The sequence below is a fragment of the Sutcliffiella horikoshii genome (genome assembly GCF_021991925.1).
In the GTDB taxonomy this organism is placed as follows: Bacteria; Bacillota; Bacilli; order Bacillales; family Bacillaceae_I; genus Sutcliffiella_A; species Sutcliffiella_A horikoshii_F.
On sequence record NZ_RXZI01000002.1, the window covers coordinates 702,717 to 719,652 of the forward strand.

Annotated in this window: 18 protein-coding genes and 1 riboswitch; of the genes, 12 read left to right on the plus strand and 6 right to left on the minus strand. The window is 43.0% G+C overall.

Features of this window, described 5'->3' with window-relative positions; translation table 11 throughout:
* Window positions 1-21 precede the first annotated feature (21 nt).
* A riboswitch (Lysine riboswitch) is annotated at window positions 22-211 on the plus strand.
* Window positions 212-350: 139 nt separating this feature from the next.
* From EKQ44_RS08755 to EKQ44_RS08765, 3 genes are all read left to right on the plus strand, one after another.
* Window positions 351-1,913, plus strand: coding sequence for a Na+/H+ antiporter NhaC family protein (locus tag EKQ44_RS08755; RefSeq protein ID WP_237663160.1), 1,563 nt, complete (start codon window positions 351-353; stop codon window positions 1,911-1,913).
* Between the two features lie 353 nt (window positions 1,914-2,266).
* Window positions 2,267-3,802 (plus strand): sodium-dependent transporter, encoded by a 1,536-nt coding sequence (locus EKQ44_RS08760; RefSeq protein ID WP_237663161.1) that lies wholly within the window; start codon window positions 2,267-2,269, stop codon window positions 3,800-3,802.
* Window positions 3,802-3,897, plus strand: coding sequence for a methionine/alanine import family NSS transporter small subunit (locus tag EKQ44_RS08765; RefSeq protein WP_237663162.1), 96 nt, complete (start codon window positions 3,802-3,804; stop codon window positions 3,895-3,897). Before EKQ44_RS08760 ends, EKQ44_RS08765 begins: the two co-directional genes overlap by 1 nt.
* Window positions 3,898-4,111: 214 nt before the next feature.
* Here EKQ44_RS08765 and EKQ44_RS08770 read toward each other — a convergent pair whose 3' ends face one another.
* Complete coding sequence (locus EKQ44_RS08770) at window positions 4,112-5,095, minus strand: M23 family metallopeptidase (RefSeq protein ID WP_414491286.1); 984 nt, start codon at window positions 5,093-5,095, stop codon at window positions 4,112-4,114.
* A 248-nt stretch (window positions 5,096-5,343) separates the two neighbouring features.
* Here EKQ44_RS08770 and lipA point away from each other — a divergent pair, with 248 nt between their 5' ends.
* The gene (gene lipA, locus EKQ44_RS08775; protein ID WP_168865345.1) at window positions 5,344-6,240 is read left to right on the plus strand and encodes a lipoyl synthase; all 897 of its coding nucleotides are present in this window, start codon (window positions 5,344-5,346) and stop codon (window positions 6,238-6,240) included.
* Between the two features lie 52 nt (window positions 6,241-6,292).
* On the opposite strand, the gene EKQ44_RS08780 is transcribed toward lipA, so the two are convergent.
* Window positions 6,293-6,982: a YhcN/YlaJ family sporulation lipoprotein gene (locus EKQ44_RS08780; protein WP_237663164.1), complete on the minus strand. Its 690-nt coding sequence runs from the start codon at window positions 6,980-6,982 to the stop codon at window positions 6,293-6,295.
* A gap of 110 nt (window positions 6,983-7,092) precedes the next feature.
* Here EKQ44_RS08780 and EKQ44_RS08785 point away from each other — a divergent pair, with 110 nt between their 5' ends.
* Complete coding sequence (locus tag EKQ44_RS08785) at window positions 7,093-7,386, plus strand: YutD family protein (protein ID WP_237663165.1); 294 nt, start codon at window positions 7,093-7,095, stop codon at window positions 7,384-7,386.
* A gap of 94 nt (window positions 7,387-7,480) precedes the next feature.
* Here EKQ44_RS08785 and EKQ44_RS08790 read toward each other — a convergent pair whose 3' ends face one another.
* Together EKQ44_RS08790 and EKQ44_RS08795 are read right to left on the minus strand one after the other, a co-directional pair.
* Window positions 7,481-7,777 (minus strand): cytosolic protein, encoded by a 297-nt coding sequence (locus EKQ44_RS08790; RefSeq protein WP_237663166.1) that lies wholly within the window; start codon window positions 7,775-7,777, stop codon window positions 7,481-7,483.
* Between the two features lie 85 nt (window positions 7,778-7,862).
* The gene (locus EKQ44_RS08795) at window positions 7,863-8,129 is read right to left on the minus strand and encodes a DUF3055 domain-containing protein (RefSeq protein WP_237663167.1); all 267 of its coding nucleotides are present in this window, start codon (window positions 8,127-8,129) and stop codon (window positions 7,863-7,865) included.
* Between the two features lie 168 nt (window positions 8,130-8,297).
* Between EKQ44_RS08795 and EKQ44_RS08800 the strand changes: the two genes are divergently transcribed.
* Window positions 8,298-8,735 (plus strand): DUF86 domain-containing protein, encoded by a 438-nt coding sequence (locus tag EKQ44_RS08800; protein ID WP_237663168.1) that lies wholly within the window; start codon window positions 8,298-8,300, stop codon window positions 8,733-8,735.
* Between the two features lie 187 nt (window positions 8,736-8,922).
* Entirely contained in the window at window positions 8,923-9,693 is a 771-nt protein-coding gene (locus EKQ44_RS08805; RefSeq protein WP_237663169.1) for a TIGR01457 family HAD-type hydrolase, read from the plus strand.
* Window positions 9,694-9,794: 101 nt separating this feature from the next.
* Here the strand turns inward: EKQ44_RS08805 and EKQ44_RS08810 are convergent, their stop codons facing one another.
* Window positions 9,795-10,277 carry a phosphatidylglycerophosphatase A family protein gene (locus tag EKQ44_RS08810; protein ID WP_414491287.1) on the minus strand — a complete coding sequence of 161 codons (483 nt, stop codon included), beginning with the start codon at window positions 10,275-10,277 and terminating at the stop codon, window positions 9,795-9,797.
* A 256-nt stretch (window positions 10,278-10,533) separates the two neighbouring features.
* Between EKQ44_RS08810 and yutH the strand changes: the two genes are divergently transcribed.
* Together yutH and EKQ44_RS08820 are read left to right on the plus strand one after the other, a co-directional pair.
* Window positions 10,534-11,541, plus strand: coding sequence for a spore coat putative kinase YutH (yutH, locus tag EKQ44_RS08815; protein ID WP_237663171.1), 1,008 nt, complete (start codon window positions 10,534-10,536; stop codon window positions 11,539-11,541).
* 104 nt (window positions 11,542-11,645) lie between these two features.
* Entirely contained in the window at window positions 11,646-12,611 is a 966-nt protein-coding gene (locus EKQ44_RS08820; RefSeq protein WP_237663331.1) for a 2-hydroxyacid dehydrogenase, read from the plus strand.
* Window positions 12,612-12,863: 252 nt separating this feature from the next.
* On the opposite strand, the gene EKQ44_RS08825 is transcribed toward EKQ44_RS08820, so the two are convergent.
* Window positions 12,864-13,286 (minus strand): DUF5391 family protein, encoded by a 423-nt coding sequence (locus tag EKQ44_RS08825; RefSeq protein WP_237663172.1) that lies wholly within the window; start codon window positions 13,284-13,286, stop codon window positions 12,864-12,866.
* Between the two features lie 336 nt (window positions 13,287-13,622).
* Between EKQ44_RS08825 and EKQ44_RS08830 the strand changes: the two genes are divergently transcribed.
* The 3 genes from EKQ44_RS08830 to thrB are packed head-to-tail and all read left to right on the plus strand — an operon-like array spanning window position 13,623 to window position 16,893.
* Window positions 13,623-14,921, plus strand: coding sequence for a homoserine dehydrogenase (locus tag EKQ44_RS08830; protein WP_237663173.1), 1,299 nt, complete (start codon window positions 13,623-13,625; stop codon window positions 14,919-14,921).
* Complete coding sequence (thrC, locus tag EKQ44_RS08835; RefSeq protein ID WP_237663332.1) at window positions 14,921-15,976, plus strand: threonine synthase; 1,056 nt, start codon at window positions 14,921-14,923, stop codon at window positions 15,974-15,976. The genes EKQ44_RS08830 and thrC overlap by 1 nt, the downstream gene beginning before the upstream one ends.
* Window positions 15,973-16,893, plus strand: a complete 921-nt coding sequence (gene thrB / locus EKQ44_RS08840; RefSeq protein ID WP_237663174.1) for a homoserine kinase — start codon at window positions 15,973-15,975, stop codon at window positions 16,891-16,893. The genes thrC and thrB overlap by 4 nt, the downstream gene beginning before the upstream one ends.
* The last annotated feature ends 43 nt before the right edge of the window (window positions 16,894-16,936 follow it).

Below are 16,936 nucleotides of genomic sequence, written 5' to 3' on the forward strand. Positions count from 1 at the left end.
TAATATACTTCCCTTATCATACGATGAGGTAGAGGCTGCATAGCATAAGAGTAATACTACTGGAGGGTGACACCAAGGATGGTAGAAGAAAGGATGCTGTGCCGAAGCGATATAGGCTGTCGAACTTATATTGCTGGGGTTATCTTGAATAAGGATAACACTGCCATTATGACCGGTACGGACGGTTTAATAGTGGAGGGCTACTGATCGGATGGAGGATAACACATTACATAGGTAATGATAGTTATTTTCTATCATTACTTTTTATTTTGTTTTCTTTCAGCGCCTTCCATTGTTGTAACCTGTTTGAACTGGTCAAACATATTACAGCTTAATGGGGGTTTTTTGTTATGGAAGGAACGATTTATTCATTAATTCCTCCAGTGCTTGCAATCTTGATGGTTATTTTGACCAGGAGAGTATTGCTGTCACTTGGAGTAGGTATTTTAGCTTCGGCACTTATGTTGGCAGATTTCAATCCGCTCACAATGGTAGTGTTGATCTGGGATACGGTAGTGGGACTATTCTATTCTGTAGAAGATAAAGAGCTTAATCTTTGGAACATTTTCATCTTGCTATTTTTATTATTATTAGGAATTATTACAGCTTTCATCTCTATCACTGGGGGAAGTCGTGCATTTGGAGAATGGGCACTTCAACGTGTCAAAACTAGAAGAGGATCCAAACTGTTGACGACTGTTTTAGGCTTGATCATTTTCATTGATGATTATTTTAACAGTTTGGCAGTGGGGCAAATCAGCAGACCATTGACAGACCGTCATAAAGTGTCCCGTGCAAAATTGGCTTACTTGATTGATTCCACGTCTGCACCGATTTGTGTCGTTTCTCCGATTTCAAGTTGGGGAGCGTATATCATCGGTATCATTGGAGGAATTCTAGCAACACACAGTGTAACGAATATATCTGCCTTTAGTGCATTTATTCAAATGATTCCGATGAATCTATATGTATTCTCTGCCATCATCATGGTGTTCTTGGTTAGTTACTTTAATGTGAATTTCGGTGCGATGAAAAAGCATGAAACTCGTGCCATGGAAACAGGGGAAGTTTTGGATACTTCCAAGGAAGTACCTGGAGAGTTGGATGATGACCTGCCGACAAGTTCAAAAGGAAAGGTCGGAAACCTTGTATGGCCGATTGTTTCCCTTGTAGTCGGTGTGGTAAGTGCGATGCTTTGGACAGGGTACACTGCCACAGAGGGTGATGTAACCCTTCTAGCGATTTTTGAAAACACAGATCCATCTGCAGCATTATTCTATGGTGGTATTTTTGCTCTGATTGTAACGTTTATCTTATTCTTCCAACAGGTTTCCAAAGGTGGGGTAGATAGAAATGTCGTTGGTAGAGGGGTTAAAGCGGGAGTGAAGGCGATGCTTCCTGCCATTTACATTCTTCTATTTGCGTGGACGATCACAGGCTTGATCGATGCGCTGGATACTGGTGGCTACCTTGCAAGTGTAGTGGAAAACTCCAACATGAATATCGCATTCTTACCTGTTATCATCTTCATCATTGCGGGTATTACGGCATTTGCTACCGGTACATCATGGGGAACATTTGCCTTGCTATTACCTATCGCAGGACAAATCTCTGCTGCGACAGATATTAACATGTTACTGCCGGCGTTGGCTGCAGTACTTGCAGGAGCTGTATTTGGAGACCATTGTTCACCGATTTCAGATACAACGATTCTTTCTTCTACAGGTGCGGGATGTAATCATATCGATCACGTGTTAACACAGTTACCATATGCGCTGATCAGTGCCTTGGTAGCAATTGTCGGCTATATTGTTCTAGGACTTACTGGAAGTACTCTACTAGGACTCTTGGTTGTATTTGTAGCCTTTATCTTCATAGGATTTGGATTTAAAGCACTGAAAATGGCAGAATAAGCTAATATTACTTTTGGAATAAAGTAAAAAACACCTCCTTTTTATCTACTTTTTATAAAGTGATAAAGAGGGAGGTGTTTTTTTTATTGAAAACTAAAATGAATAAATATTCAATGGTAAAGTCCTGTATAGCAACTGATTAACTTGAGAGAACGGATAAATAGTAATAAATATACATTGTTGAGTATTGTCGCATAATGTCGACTAATATAACTGAAAAGTTTGTTTTGACATAGTCATAAAGTCTAGTTATACTATGTATAAATTATATTAAATAATCAGAAAAAATAAAACATTTGGACTCTTTTATCTACTTTTTGGTAGAAAAGAGTCTAAATAGGGGGAGAGAGAGAATGGATAATCGACCGCAATGGGGGACAAGAGCAGGATTTATTTTGGCAGCGGTTGGATCGGCCATCGGTTTAGGGAACATTTGGCGTTTTCCGGCTACTGCTTATGAGAATGGAGGAGGGGCTTTCTTCGTACCTTATTTATTCGCCCTTCTGACTGCGGGTATTCCACTATTGATCCTTGAATTCACCATGGGTCATAAGTACCGCGGATCTGCACCACTTTCTTATGCAAGAATGAACAAAAAGTATGAATGGCTTGGCTGGTGGCAAGTTGGTATCGCATTCGTAATTTCTACTTATTATGCCGTCATCATTGCATGGGCTATGTCTTACTCAGTATTCTCACTTAACTTGAAGTGGGGGGACGAGACAGGCGGTTTCCTGATTGGAGAATATCTTCAGGTATCTGCTCCTGGTGAATTCGGAAGCTTGGTTCCATCTGTATTACTTCCATTAATCATCGTTTGGGTGGTAACGCTAGGCGTGTTATTCAAGGGAGTTAAAAAAGGTGTAGAGGTTGCCAACAAAATCTTTATCCCTACCCTTGTTGTCCTATTCCTTATCATCGTCGTCCGTGCCTTAACTCTAGAAGGAGCTGGGACTGGTCTTAATGCTTTCTTCAAACCTGACTGGAGCACGATAGCAAACGGTAAGGTTTGGGTAGCCGCATACGGACAGATTTTCTTCAGTTTATCCATCGCATTTGCGATTATGATCACGTATTCAAGTTACTTGCCGAAAAAATCGGATATCACAAACAATGCCTTTATCACTGGATTCAGTAACTCTGGTTTTGAATTGCTTGCTGGTATCGGGGTATTCAGCATCCTAGGTTTCATGGCAGTACAACAAGGTGTCGGAGTGGATGAAGTGGTTGCAGGCGGTGTCGGATTGGCATTTGTCGTGTTCCCACAAATCATCAATGAATTCCCGGCTTTCAATCAGCTCTTTGGATTCCTTTTCTTTGGATCATTGGTTCTTGCTGGATTATCTTCATTGATTTCCATTGTAGAAACATTTGTTGCAGGGGTACAGGATAAATTCAAGGTATCCCGTACAAAAGCAGTAGCTTTCGGTGGTGGTTTATCTGCAGTAATTTCCTTGGTATTTGCTACTCAAGGCGGCTTGAATGTATTGGATGTTGCAGACTACTTCATCAACCAATTCGGGGTAGCGCTTGCTGGTCTGGTTCAAGTAATCGTTGTAGTATATTTTGCAAGACAGCTTAAGGTATTGCAAAATCATGCAAATGAAATCTCTGACATTAAATTGACAGGATTCCTGGGACATTGGTGGACATGGTCCTTAGCTGTCATCACACCACTTGTACTTGGTTATATGATGATTGACCTTATCCGTACGAATGTCGCCGAAGTATATGGAGCGGCGGACGGTTACTCACGTATCTTCACCATCCAATATGGTGTGGTAGTAGCAGTGCTTGCATTGTTAGTAGGTATTGCGTTCTCCCTTATCAAATGGAAAAAAGACACGTTGGAGCTGCCAGCTTCCTCGTCTAAGGAGGTCAATAAATAATGGAAGCAAGTGCAATTGTCATGATGGTTGTCGGTATTGTCGTCATTTGGGGTGGCCTTGCAGGAAGTATCTTGTGGGCAGTAAAGAAAAGTTAAGTGAGACATGGTAAAAAGCTGTTGATCGTGAGTAAACGATCAGCAGCTTTTTTCATAGGCTTTGTTAAACACCGCTGTTGATTTCCGCACTAGGCTTCGCTTTCCGCGGGGTGTTTTGGAACCTCTTCACAATGCTTCACTGTCCCCGCTAAGCGCTACCTCCCGCTAGAGTCTACACCCTGTGTCCAATCAAAAGCTATCTATCTTACTGAATCTAGCGCTTCCTTCTTTCTCCGCGTTCCCATGATTTAAGATGAGGGAATGGATCAAAGGACCATTCGGAATAACCATTGTCTTTATACATACCATAGTGCAGGTGTGGCGGGAATTTCCCAGCTGTGCCCGGTGGTCCATATCCTGAACTACCTACAGAACCGATAATCTGCCCAGGTTCTACGACTTGTCCTACTTCCAAGTCCTTGGCAAAACCATTCAGGTGGGCAAAGTAATGATACGTATTATTGATATCACGGATCCCAAGTCTCCACCCCCCAAATTTATTCCAACCTTTGATTTCAATGATGCCATAACAGGTGGAGCGGACAGGAACACCGTAGCTTGCAAAAATATCGGTACCCTCATGCATTCTGCGACCACCCCATCCGCGTGCATCTCCCCATGTGTTTTTGTAGCTGAAATTAGATCGGATTGGTAATGGGAAGGCATGGGTATCCAGTTTCAATGTGTCATAAGTACTGTAAAGCTTTAAGTGACCCATGATCAGGCCGACTGTTTTATCCCGCTGGTAATAGTCCCAAAGGGCAATTTTTAAATTTTCTTTGTCGTTTCCATAATTCTTGAGATAGGATGCAAAGGTAAACAGGACATCCTCATCATTTGTGGAATCAGCCACTCCATCTCCGTTGCCGTCCAATCCTGTACCGCCAAAAAATTGAATGCTTGAAGGATTGGTATCCTGGGCATTAGGATTTAATGGACCGGCCCAGATCTCTGGTTTATAGTAAATCCCAATGACCCCGGTAGCTTTTGGTATATCTCTTCTGACCCTTCTTACATTTCTTTCATATTGATCGACTGCCGCGAAATACTGCCACGGAATTTGTGTCACAGACTGCATTCTAGTATATAGCTCCTGCCTCTTGGCATAAATCTGCTCGTCGGTTAAACTTTTTTCAGCAGCAGAGGCATCGGCAGGTATAGAGGCAAATAGAATAATGACGCATAAAAGTAGTCTTATCAAAATCCCACTCCTTCCTTTACTTTCATTTCCTACTGTTAGTGTGGTGAGTTTTTTCTATTTCATTTATACTAATTCATGGAAGATTGTCGGACATGTTTCTGTGGAAGCTTTTGGACTTGTTTCTTCCTTGGATGTTTGGTAAAGTGACAGATGAAACATGTCATTTTCCTTATAAGATTAGTGAGAATAGTGAAAATATATAGATAAATTATTCTTTGAAAATAAGACAAGTTGGAGTTGAGCATATGGCTAAAAAAGAAGAGTACATACGTAAACCGGATTGGCTTAAAATCAAGCTGAATACGAACGAAAACTATACAGGTCTTAAAAAATTGATGAGAGAGCATAACTTGAATACGGTATGTGAAGAAGCAAAATGTCCTAATATCCATGAATGCTGGGCTGTGAGACGTACAGCTACATTCATGATCCTTGGAGCAGTTTGTACCCGTGCCTGTCGTTTCTGTGCTGTCAAGACGGGGCTTCCAACCGAACTTGATACACAAGAGCCGGAACGTGTAGCAGAGTCCGTGAAATTGATGAATTTAAAGCACGCTGTCATTACGGCAGTGGCCCGTGATGACTTGAAAGATGGAGGCGCTGCAATTTTTGCTGAGACCATCAGAGCCGTCCGCCGCGAAAACCCTTTTACCACCATTGAAGTTCTTCCATCCGATATGGGTGGGGTGTATGAAAATATTGAAATGTTGATGGCTGCTAGACCTGACATACTTAACCACAACATAGAGACGGTCCGTTCTTTGACACCAAGAGTCCGTGCAAGAGCAACGTATGACCGTTCCCTTGAACTTTTACGCCGTGCAAAAGAATTGCAACCAGATATCCCTACAAAATCCAGCATCATGATCGGACTTGGGGAAACAAAAGAGGAAATCATCGAAACAATGGATGACCTACGGGCAAATAATGTTGACATCATGGCGATTGGGCAATACCTCCAACCATCCAAGAAACACATCAAGGTGCAAAAATATTACCATCCAGATGAGTTTGCGGAGTTAAAGGAAATTGCGATGACAAAAGGATTCAGCCATTGTGAGGCTGGCCCGCTTGTGCGTTCTTCCTATCATGCAGATGAGCAGGTAAACGAAGCATCAAAAGCTAGACAAGCTCAAGCATAAAAAAGAAGGTACAGATCCACCATGCAGGATTTGTACCTTTTTCTTATGGCTGTTATTCGTTTCTCATTTGCTTACCAAAGTCACTTTTATCTGTTTCTTCGTTCATTTCGCCTTCCGCTTCCCCGTTGGCATTTTCCCCGTTATTTAACTTTTTACCTTGAGGGGATTTAAGCATTTCTTTAATCGTCGTTTCTAAGATCTCGTCCACTCTTGGACTAGAGACGCCTAGCGAACGGAAACGCTCGATTTCGTGAATCATTTCCGGATTATCAGAAACGTACACATGGTAATAACGCGGTACGATGGAAAGACCTGTCTTACTAACTTGATCTGCGGTCGATTCTCGGTCATCACTGTTTGTCTCATATGCAATCAGCACTACTTCATCCGTAACAAGTGTTGCGGAATCTTCAATAGCGGGTAACTGTACCACCATTTTATTAATGATATTTGCAATTTCTCCGTAATCCACTGCTGCGATATTTTCGTTATAGCGCTGTGAATTTCTTACAGGTTCCGCTTGGTCACGGACATATCCAAAACGACTTTGGTCATGGTTGACATCCCTGGCATCATACATATCATAGCGGTGACCGGTATTCGTGTTCATCGGTTGGCCATCTCGTCCCCCGTAAATCACATTTCGTGCTTGACGTTCTTGTGGCGTTGGATCAAAGGCACAAGCTGTCATAGAAGCTGTGATTAAACTGCAAACTGCTAAAACTTTTATTGTTTTCCTCAATGGAAACACCCCCTTAATCATTAGGGTTTCCCGTTAGTAAAAAATTTGACTTAGAAATTGATGGAGAATGGTCTATAATGTAAATAAGAGCAGAAATGGAGGATCGAATCATGATTTGTATTGGAAACCATTGCTACGAACTGTTGGAGGAAAATCGAGACGGCTTTAACGAAGAAACCTTTCGAACAAGATATATCGATGTACTGAACAAATACGATTACATAGTTGGAGACTGGGGCTATAATCAATTGCGATTGCGAGGATTTTTTGAAGATCAGAATCATAAGTCCACCCATGACACAAAAATCAGCACCTTGCCTGATTACATTTTAGAATACTGCAACTTTGGCTGTGCTTATTTTGTCTTGAAAAAAGTGAAGAAGCCTGCTGCTGAGGCGAAATGAGTGGCACATTGATTTAAATCCCATTGACCGTATTTGGTGGTCGATGGGATTCTTTTTTATTGGCTGTTTTCGTATACTATGTTGCTTTTTCCACTTACTTACCATATGGCGGTTCTTCATTCTCACTGCTATCATCATGAGTCGGATGCGCACCAGGGTCCTGTCTAGGTATATCTTGATGCAAATTCTTATTTTCATAATTGAAGGCACTATAGTAACGCTGTCCTTCTCGCCATGGCGTGCTTTTGTTTTCAACTGGTGTATCTTTTCCGCGTGGGGACCCATAAGGGCCTTCTGGCAGAGTTTCCGGGATTAAAAAATTATGTTGGGTTTCCACATTGGAAAAATCAGTATATTGCTCAGCTTCTTTATCTTTTTCTCTTTCATGCATAAAAAAACATCCCCTCTGTCTAAGATTACCGTTAGTTTTTCCTAGACAATAGGGGATTATTTATGATGATGAGGCATAAAGTAAATTACACTACCTCATATAAAAACGAACGCAATTCGGCGGCATCCTCTTCCGACAACTGGTAGGCGTGTTCCAGATAGCCTGGCTCGTCCAGATCATCGCTGCCGATAATCGCAAAACGGTTGCCCTGTATATCCAGTACAAGGCTTTTTCCATAGTATCGGTCAGACTTGACAATGGCCAAATCAAAACGACTGCTTTCCCCCATAAAGCTGACAAAGCGAGTTTTCGTATCTACTGTATCATCGTATAAAAAGAATTTTTCTCCCATTATGGATAACCTCCTCCGTGCATCTTTTCTTAGTATAACAAATACAACCGGTTTCTTGTTAACAGATATTTTCCGCCCTTGTCATATATGGGCTTATTTTTTGTGATAAAATAAAGACATTACACAGCTAAAACAACAACCAAGATGATAAACAAAGGAGATAGGGATATGTACTTTGTGGATAGGGAGAAAATTGGACAGACCTTGCTTTATATTGAAGAGAATATCAAGGTTTTTGACAAGCATCCATCCTGGAGCACCTCCATCGAAAAGAAGGCCCTTGAGCGAATTGCGGTAGCGGTCATTGAAGGCATATTGGATGTGGGAAATGCGATGATTGACGGCTTTATTATGCGAGACCCTGGAAGCTACGAGGACATCATTGATATTCTTGAAGATGAGAAAGTGGTGACATCCGGCCTGGCGCAGCAACTTAAAGCGCTTGTACGCATGCGCAAAACGCTTGTGCAGGATTATCTTTTAATTGATCACTCCGAGGTAGAGGGTTGTCTGGAAGATGTGAAAGATGGGATAGTGGAATTTAGTGAAGCTGTCCGCAGCTATTTAGAAAATGAGCTTGGGCCTGTGTCCGCATTCAAGAATTAAAATGGGAACGCTTTCTTTATGAGAGGGCGTTCTTTTGCTTTGTCTATGATTTGATAGCTGGTAATTAGAGCAAAGGTGTAAGGCAGAGTTTTTTCTTTTAAAGGATTAGCAAATTGTGCTAACATGAACAGGTTGGAAAATACTTAAACTAATGCAAGGACCATACAGTAGTGGAGAGTGAATATAGATGAAGAAGTATCAAGGATATTTGATTGACCTTGACGGTACCATGTACCGAGGAAAAGAGAAAATTGAAGAGGCAAGCCATTTTGTAAAGGCATTATTCGATAAAAAGATACCATACCTTTTTGTAACCAATAATTCTTCCAGAACGCCACAGCAGGTTGCACAGAAATTAAGGGACTTCGGCATCCCTACTTTGGACGAGCAAGTATTTACAACTAGTAATGCTACCGCCAACTATATTTATGAGTATAAGCCTGAAGCAAAGATCTATGTGATCGGGGAGGAAGGAATCAGAACTGCTTTGATGGAGAAAGGCTTTGAATTGGTGGAAGACGGGGCAGATGTTGTCGTAAGCGGAATTGACCGCTCCATCAGCTACGAAAAGCTTGCACTTGGTGCCATTAATATTCGTAATGGAGCACGATTTATTTCCACTAATGGCGATATTGCCATCCCGACGGAACGTGGCCTTTTGCCGGGGAACGGTTCCTTAACTTCCGTCCTGACGGTTTCAACTGAAACGCAGCCAACCTTCATTGGGAAGCCTGAAAAAGTCATTATGGAGCAGGCGATGAAGGTGTTAGGCGTTCCACGTAGTGATGTGTTGATGGTGGGGGATAACTATCATACGGATATTAAGGCAGGGATGAATGCTGGAATGGACACGTTGCTTGTGCACACAGGCGTGACAACTAAGGCACATCTGGAAACGTATGAAGAGCAGCCAACGTATACAGCGCAGTCTTTGGCTGAATGGATAGAGAAAATATAAGCTAACTATAAATTACAAATGGCTACAATCTTGGAGAAAAGAGCCTAAAAAAACCAGACTTTTTGCTATTTAAGTTATAGCTCCAGTCTGGTTTTTATTGGTTATTCTGTATTTGCTGCTCTATGTGCCAAGCGGCTTGATGCTGCAGCGGCAATCGCTCCGACGATATCATCAAGGAATGTGTGCACCTTTCCAGAGCTTTTGTCATTCAGGCTTTCTAGAATTCCAGGCTTTAGTTTGTCAATATACCCGTAATTGGTGAAGCCGATGGAGCCATAAACGTTAACAATGGATAATGCCAAAACCTCATCTACTCCATACAAGCCTTCATCATCACGCAATATCCGCAAAAGCGGTTCTTGAATCTTTCCTTGCTCGGCTAAAATGTCTAATTCAATAGCTGTAAGAATGGTATTTTGAACTTCGCGCTTGGAAAGAACGCGATCGACATTTTCCAGACACTCCGAACGTTCAAGGGCAGGATGGTACTTCGATTGCAAAAAGTACACCAACTTGGCAATATCATCCATCGTCACCCCGCGCTCCTCCAACAAAGCCCTAGCCTTTCTCTCTACTTCATCCATACTCTCAAAATTCTTCATCCGGCTCACCCATCTTCTATAATATAGTCGAGGGGGTCAGACCCCTCTTTAACGCATTAGAGCAGTGAGGGTCAGACCCCTCTTTTTTCTCTCTTTACCCTTTATTCCCTTATCGGCAAGAAAAAATAGCTTTTAATGTGATTTTTGTTGGTAAAGGCGTTTGGCTAAAGTTTATTTCTAACAAGTTTTCTCCATTTCCTTCATATAGTTGGTACTAGGGATAAAGGAGGGAACTTAGTTGAAGCAGTCTATCTATGAACAATATGATTTAAGGGTGGAAAGGAAACAAAGGGTGCGGCAGTTTGATGCTTTCTGGGCTAATCGGGTGCTCTACATCATGGTACCTGTTGGTCACTTGGAGGAGGAGGAAGTTGATGAACTTCAAAAGATAAGTGACTATATGATACGCACGCACCAAGATATATATGTTAGTTCTTTTGTGAAAAATAAAAGTGATTCCTATATTACGGAAATAGAAGGAAAGAAGATCGCGCTATTCAGAATGCCCTACAACAATAACACTCTCCAACTTTATGTCGGAAAGGAATTGGCAACCTTCCACTATCATGCAAGAAGCTTCCCGTCAAAAGTGACAGCCATTAATCGTGTCGGACAGTGGAAAGATTTATGGGTGAAAAGAATCGATCAAATGGAAAGCTTTTTCAGGGAAAAAGTAAGAAGCAATCCGGTAGATGTATTTGATACTCTTTTTGTAGAGTCTTTTCCTTACTATTTAGGTTTAACCGAAAATGCCATACAGTATCTAGTTGACACGGAGCTAGATGATAGCCCGATGATCAATGATGCGGCAACCTTATGTCACCATCGATTCACAGATCTTACTTGGCAACAGAACCAATGGATGAAGCTTCCGACAGACTGGATATTCGATCATGCCAGCAGAGACCTTTCTGAATGGATACGGGCCGAGTGTCGAAAAGGAATGGATATGAACCCGGCGAAAATACAGACCTTCTTGCAAGATTATGAAAGGGTCTCCCCGCTTTCCAGTTTTTCCTGGAGACTTTTATATGCACGCCTCGTATTTCCGGTCCACTATTTAGAATGTGTAGAGGATTATTATACGAGTGGTCCTGTGGCAGACAAAAAATGGCATGAAGATAGGATGAGAGGCGTTTTGCGATCATCTACCTATTATGAACACTTCCTTGGGAATTTTTATGATCTGGCGGGTGTGCCTGCCAAGACTTATGGCATCCCAATATTGGACTGGGTAAAAAATTAAGCGTTTTCCCTATATAGGTATGTATCGGAAAAGCCATGAGTGATAAAATGACAATAATTGTAGTAGCAATCATTCCAGACAACATGAAGCAGGGAGAGAAGAAGATGACAAGGCCTTATGTATTCATTACGAGAAAGCTAGCAGAAGAGATATTGGTTCCATTAAGGGAAATGGCAGATGTGGAGATGTGGAACAGTGAGAGCGAGGCAGTCCCCCGGGAAGTTTTGATGCAAGAGGCCCGGAAAGCGGACGCATTGCTGACAATGCTCTCCGACAAAGTGGATATAGAGCTTTTAGATCAATCGCCTAATCTTAAAGTGGTGGCGAACCTTGCAGTCGGCTATGACAACATTGATGTGGAAGCTGCCTCTGAAAGGGGAATTAAGGTTTGCAATACTCCGGATGTACTGACGGAAACAACCGCTGACCTTACCTTTGCTTTAATGATGGCCACGGCTAGACGAATTACAGAAGCTCAAGAATTTGTAAAGGCTGGGCAATGGAAAAGCTGGAGTCCATACCTACTTGCCGGGGCGGATGTGTATCATAAAACAATCGGGATTGTGGGTATGGGGAAAATAGGGCAGGCAGTGGCAAGACGTGCAAGAGGGTTTGGGATGGAAGTGCTTTATCATAACAGAAGCCGTCATATGGAAGCGGAGCAGGAGGTAGGTGCGTCTTATCGCACCTTTGAAAAGTTACTCGAGGAATCCGATTTCGTTGTTTGTCTGACTCCTTTAACGGAAGCAACGCGACACTTGTTTGATCAAGCTGCATTTAATCGGATGAAAAAGTCCGCTTTCTTTATCAATGTCGGCAGGGGGCAAGTGGTTGATGAGGAGGCATTGATAGAAGCGTTGCAATCCAATGTCATTGCTGGTGCCGGTCTTGATGTATTCTATCAAGAACCTATTGGAGCAGACCATCCTCTATTGCAGTTGCCGCAGGTTGTAGCAATTCCGCATATCGGAAGTGCAAGTGTAGAAACGAGAACGACGATGATGAAGTTATCCCGTGATAATATTATGGCGGTACTTCATGGGGAAGAACCAAAAACGAAAGTTAGATAACTAAGGCTCTTTTCTCAAAGGTTGTTGCTATTCAAGTAAAAAGTCGGCAATCGGACTTTTTACTGCTTACTTACTCTAACCATGCATGTAGCATATTCAGTTTTGCAGGGAAAAGAGCACGATAGTATTGAATATATCGGTCGGTTTAAAAATACGTAAAAGCAACAAAGCTTACGAAAATAGCCATAATAAAAAGCCGGATTTTAGTCCACATACAAGTGGGGCTAAAATCCGGCTTTTTAGTTCAATACCTTATGAGGATTTAGCCATTGCAGATGCTTGTTTATTTCTCGGGAATGCTGCAAGGTACCATGATATATTTGCTAAGCAATATAAAGCGCACATGCCTAAAAGCGGGTAAAATGCTGATAAGGATAAAGCCGTCATTCCGATGATCGTGGCAGTGATCATGATGGCTACCATGGTGAATAGTCCGAGGAAGGAAAGTACTGCCATCAGATACTTCATCCAATTTACTCCTGCATGATAGATTACTAATGGGACGGCATATAACATGACTATCATGGCAATTGATAGCCACATTCCTGTTGAATTGAATTGATTGGCATTGGGACCTAACTCTGACAAGGGTGACAATGAAACAAAAACAATCACCATACTGAACAAAAATGCAGAGATTAAGGTCACTATCGTCATTATGCTCTTATTGTTCATTGGAACCTCCTTTCTGTGGGGAGTTATAAGTATTGTGTTTCACCAGCCCATGCCTCTTACTAGTACGATAGTAATTGGAAAAAGTTTCATAAAAATCATCATCGACACATTCCCTTATTCAAACAAATATTTTTCCTTTACTCCCCCAACGCAGTAAACGCTTACACACAAAAAACGTGAAAATTACCCCCTTGTCAAGCATACAAAACCAAACTATAATGTCCATTATATAAAAACAAATGTACACACAGGGAAGACAAAAAGAAAAAGGGGTCAGACCCCCTTTAGTGCTTTAGAGCAGTGAGGGTCAGACCCCCTTTAGGGGAGTGAAGCGAAATGAAGGTGATTTCGGTTGGTTTGTTGGGGTTAGGTACGGTTGGTTGTGGGGTTGTGAAGATTGTGGAGAGTCATCAGGATAAGTTGATGCATCAGGTGGGGTGTCCGGTTAGGGTGAAGAAGGCGCTTGTGAAGGAGTTGCATAAGGAGCGGCTGGTGGATTTGGATCCGGAATTGTTGACGTTACATGCGGAGGAAGTTTTGGATGATCCGGAGATTGATGTGGTCATTGAAGTGATGGGCGGGGTGGAAGAGACCCGACATCACATTCTAAGGGCACTTCATAACAAAAAGCATGTTGTCACTGCCAACAAAGATCTGATGGCCGTATATGGCTCCGAATTACTGGCTGCTGCAGCCGAGAACCATTGTGATCTATTTTATGAAGCGAGTGTCGCTGGTGGTATTCCTATCCTGAGAAGCTTGGTTGATGGCCTTGCATCAGATAGAATCACCAAAATGATGGGGATTGTGAATGGAACGACAAACTTCATCCTGACAAAGATGAATAACGAAGGTTCTTCCTATGAGGAAGTGTTGAAGGAAGCACAGGCACTGGGATTTGCCGAAGCCGATCCAACTGCAGATGTGGAAGGAATCGACGCGGCAAGGAAAATGGCCATCCTCTCCACGCTTGGATTTTCCATGAACATCGAACTCAAGGACGTTCAGGTAAAAGGTATCAGTGCCGTATCCGAAGAGGACTTGAACTACAGCAAAAAGCTTGGCTACACGATGAAGCTGATCGGCATTGCCCATCGTGAAAAAGAAAAGGTCGAGGTCAGCGTACAGCCAACACTTCTACCGCATGCACATCCATTGGCAAGTGTTCAAAACGAATACAACGCTGTCTATGTCTACGGGGAAGCAGTTGGGGAAACGATGTTCTATGGACCAGGTGCAGGCAGCCTTCCGACAGCAACAGCCGTTGTATCCGACTTAGTTGGAGTAATGAAGAACATGCGCCTTGGTGTTAATGGAAAAAGCATGGTCTCCCCTCAATTCCAGAAAACCTTAAAGGATAAGGCTGAGGTCCAGGCAAAGCACTTTCTTCGCGTTCATGTAGAAGATGAAGTCGGGGTGCTCTCCCATATTACGAATCTATTTTCACAAAAAGGTGTCAGCTTCGAGAAAATCTTGCAGCTTCCATTAAAGGAAGATGCTTTGGCGGAAGTGGTGGTTGTCACGCACCACGCCTCCTTACAGCGCTATGAGAATTTACTAGAAGAGCTTGCCGATATGAAGTACGTGAAAGAAATCAAGAGCAGTTACCGGGTGGAAGGAGAAGTGGCCGTATGATGTGGAGGGGTCTAGTCAAGGAATATAGCAACTATTTACCAGTAAATGAACGCACACCTAATGTCTCCCTTCAGGAAGGCAACACCCCCCTTCTTTTTCTAGAAAAGCTCTCTGATCAGCTTGGGGTGGAGCTCCATGTGAAAGTGGAAGGGGCGAACCCGACCGGCTCCTTTAAGGATAGAGGCATGGCACTTGCTGTAGCCAAAGCGAAGGAGGAAGGAAGTACAACGGTAGTTTGTGCCTCAACGGGAAACACTTCCGCCTCAGCCGCTGCTTATGCGGCCAGGGCGGGAATGAAATGTATCGTGGTCATCCCGGATGGAAAAATCGCACAAGGGAAGCTTGCACAGGCTGTAATGTATGGTGCTGAAATTTACTCCTTGGATGGAAATTTTGATGAGGCACTTCAGATGGTACGGAGATTATCAGAAGAGCTTCCTATCACACTGGTAAACTCTTTGAATCCTTATCGGATCGAAGGGCAGAAAACCGCAGCATTCGAAGTGTGCGACCAGCTTGGGAAGGCGCCAGATGTGCTGGCCCTACCTGTTGGGAACGCTGGAAATATCACAGCCTATTGGCGGGGGTTTCAAGAATATCACCGCATTCACGAATCAGGGTTACCAGAAATGCGTGGATTCGAGGCAGAAGGTGCTGCGGCAATCGTGCAGAACCGGGTGATACCGAATCCAGAAACAATTGCGACAGCCATTCGGATCGGAAACCCAGCAAGCTGGGAATACGCTGTCCAGGCAGGGGAAGAGTCCAATGGGAAGATTGATTTTGTCACCGATGAAGAAATGCTGTACGCGTATAAACTACTTGCTCAAACGGAAGGCGTGTTTGCAGAACCTGCATCAAGTGCATCTGTTGCTGGAGTCATAAAGCAACTGAAGACAGGGGAACTTTCTAAGGGGAAACAGGTTGTCTGTGTACTGACAGGAAACGGGCTGAAGGATCCTGTCACTGCCACTAACCATGCCAATGTGAACGTGCAGCAAATCCCGAACGACTATTCACAATTGGTAAAATCATTTGAAGGGGTATCCGTATGACAGAATATAGAGACGGATTTGTCATCAAAGTCCCCGGAAGCTCAGCCAATTTAGGACCTGGATTTGATTCAATCGGAATGGCGGTCAATAAATATGTCACGCTTTTTGTCAACCATGCAGACGAATGGAAGTTTACAAGCGTCCCGCCGCTATCTATAAAAAAAGAAGAAAACATCCTTTGGACTGTGTGTCAGGAGTTACAAAAGCTCTGGGGGGTGGAAGCTCCCCCTGTACACGTTTTAACTATGAGTGACATACCTTTAGCAAGGGGTCTTGGCAGTAGTGCCGCAGCTATTGTAGGCGCCATTGAGATCATGAATGTTCTTTGTAATAAAAATTTGTGCCCCGATGAGAAGCTTCAACTTGCAGCCAAATTTGAAGGGCATGCCGATAATGTTGCTGCCTCCCTATACGGTGGCCTCGTTGTCTCTACCTATCAGGATGATAATTGGGAGTATGTAAAGCTTCCTGTAGAGGATTTGGAGATGGTTGCGGTCATTCCTGATTTCGAGGCGAAAACAAAGGACTCCCGAGGTTTGTTGCCGAAAAGGCTTGCGTTTGGTGAAGCGGTTGCGGGAAGCAGCCATGCCAATGTTATGCTAGGTGCATTTATGTTGAAGAAATGGGATCTTGTCGGAAAGATGATGGAAAGCGATATCTTCCATGAACCATATCGCCAAAAACTGTTTCCTGAATTTCAAAAACTGAAGGAGAGGGCAGGAGAGGCAGGAGCGTTTGGTGTCACAATCAGCGGTGCCGGACCTACCGTCATCTGCTTTTGTGAGAATGGAAAGGGAAGAAACGTAGTAAGTGCGCTTGCTTCTGAATTTCCACAGCATAAGGTAGAGCTGTTGCAGGTAAGTAAAATGGGCAGCGAGGTTCATTCCAATCATTTATGTAGGGTGTCTTCCATATAAACAAAAAAACCTGCGAACTGTCTGCTCGCAGGTTTTTTATCAT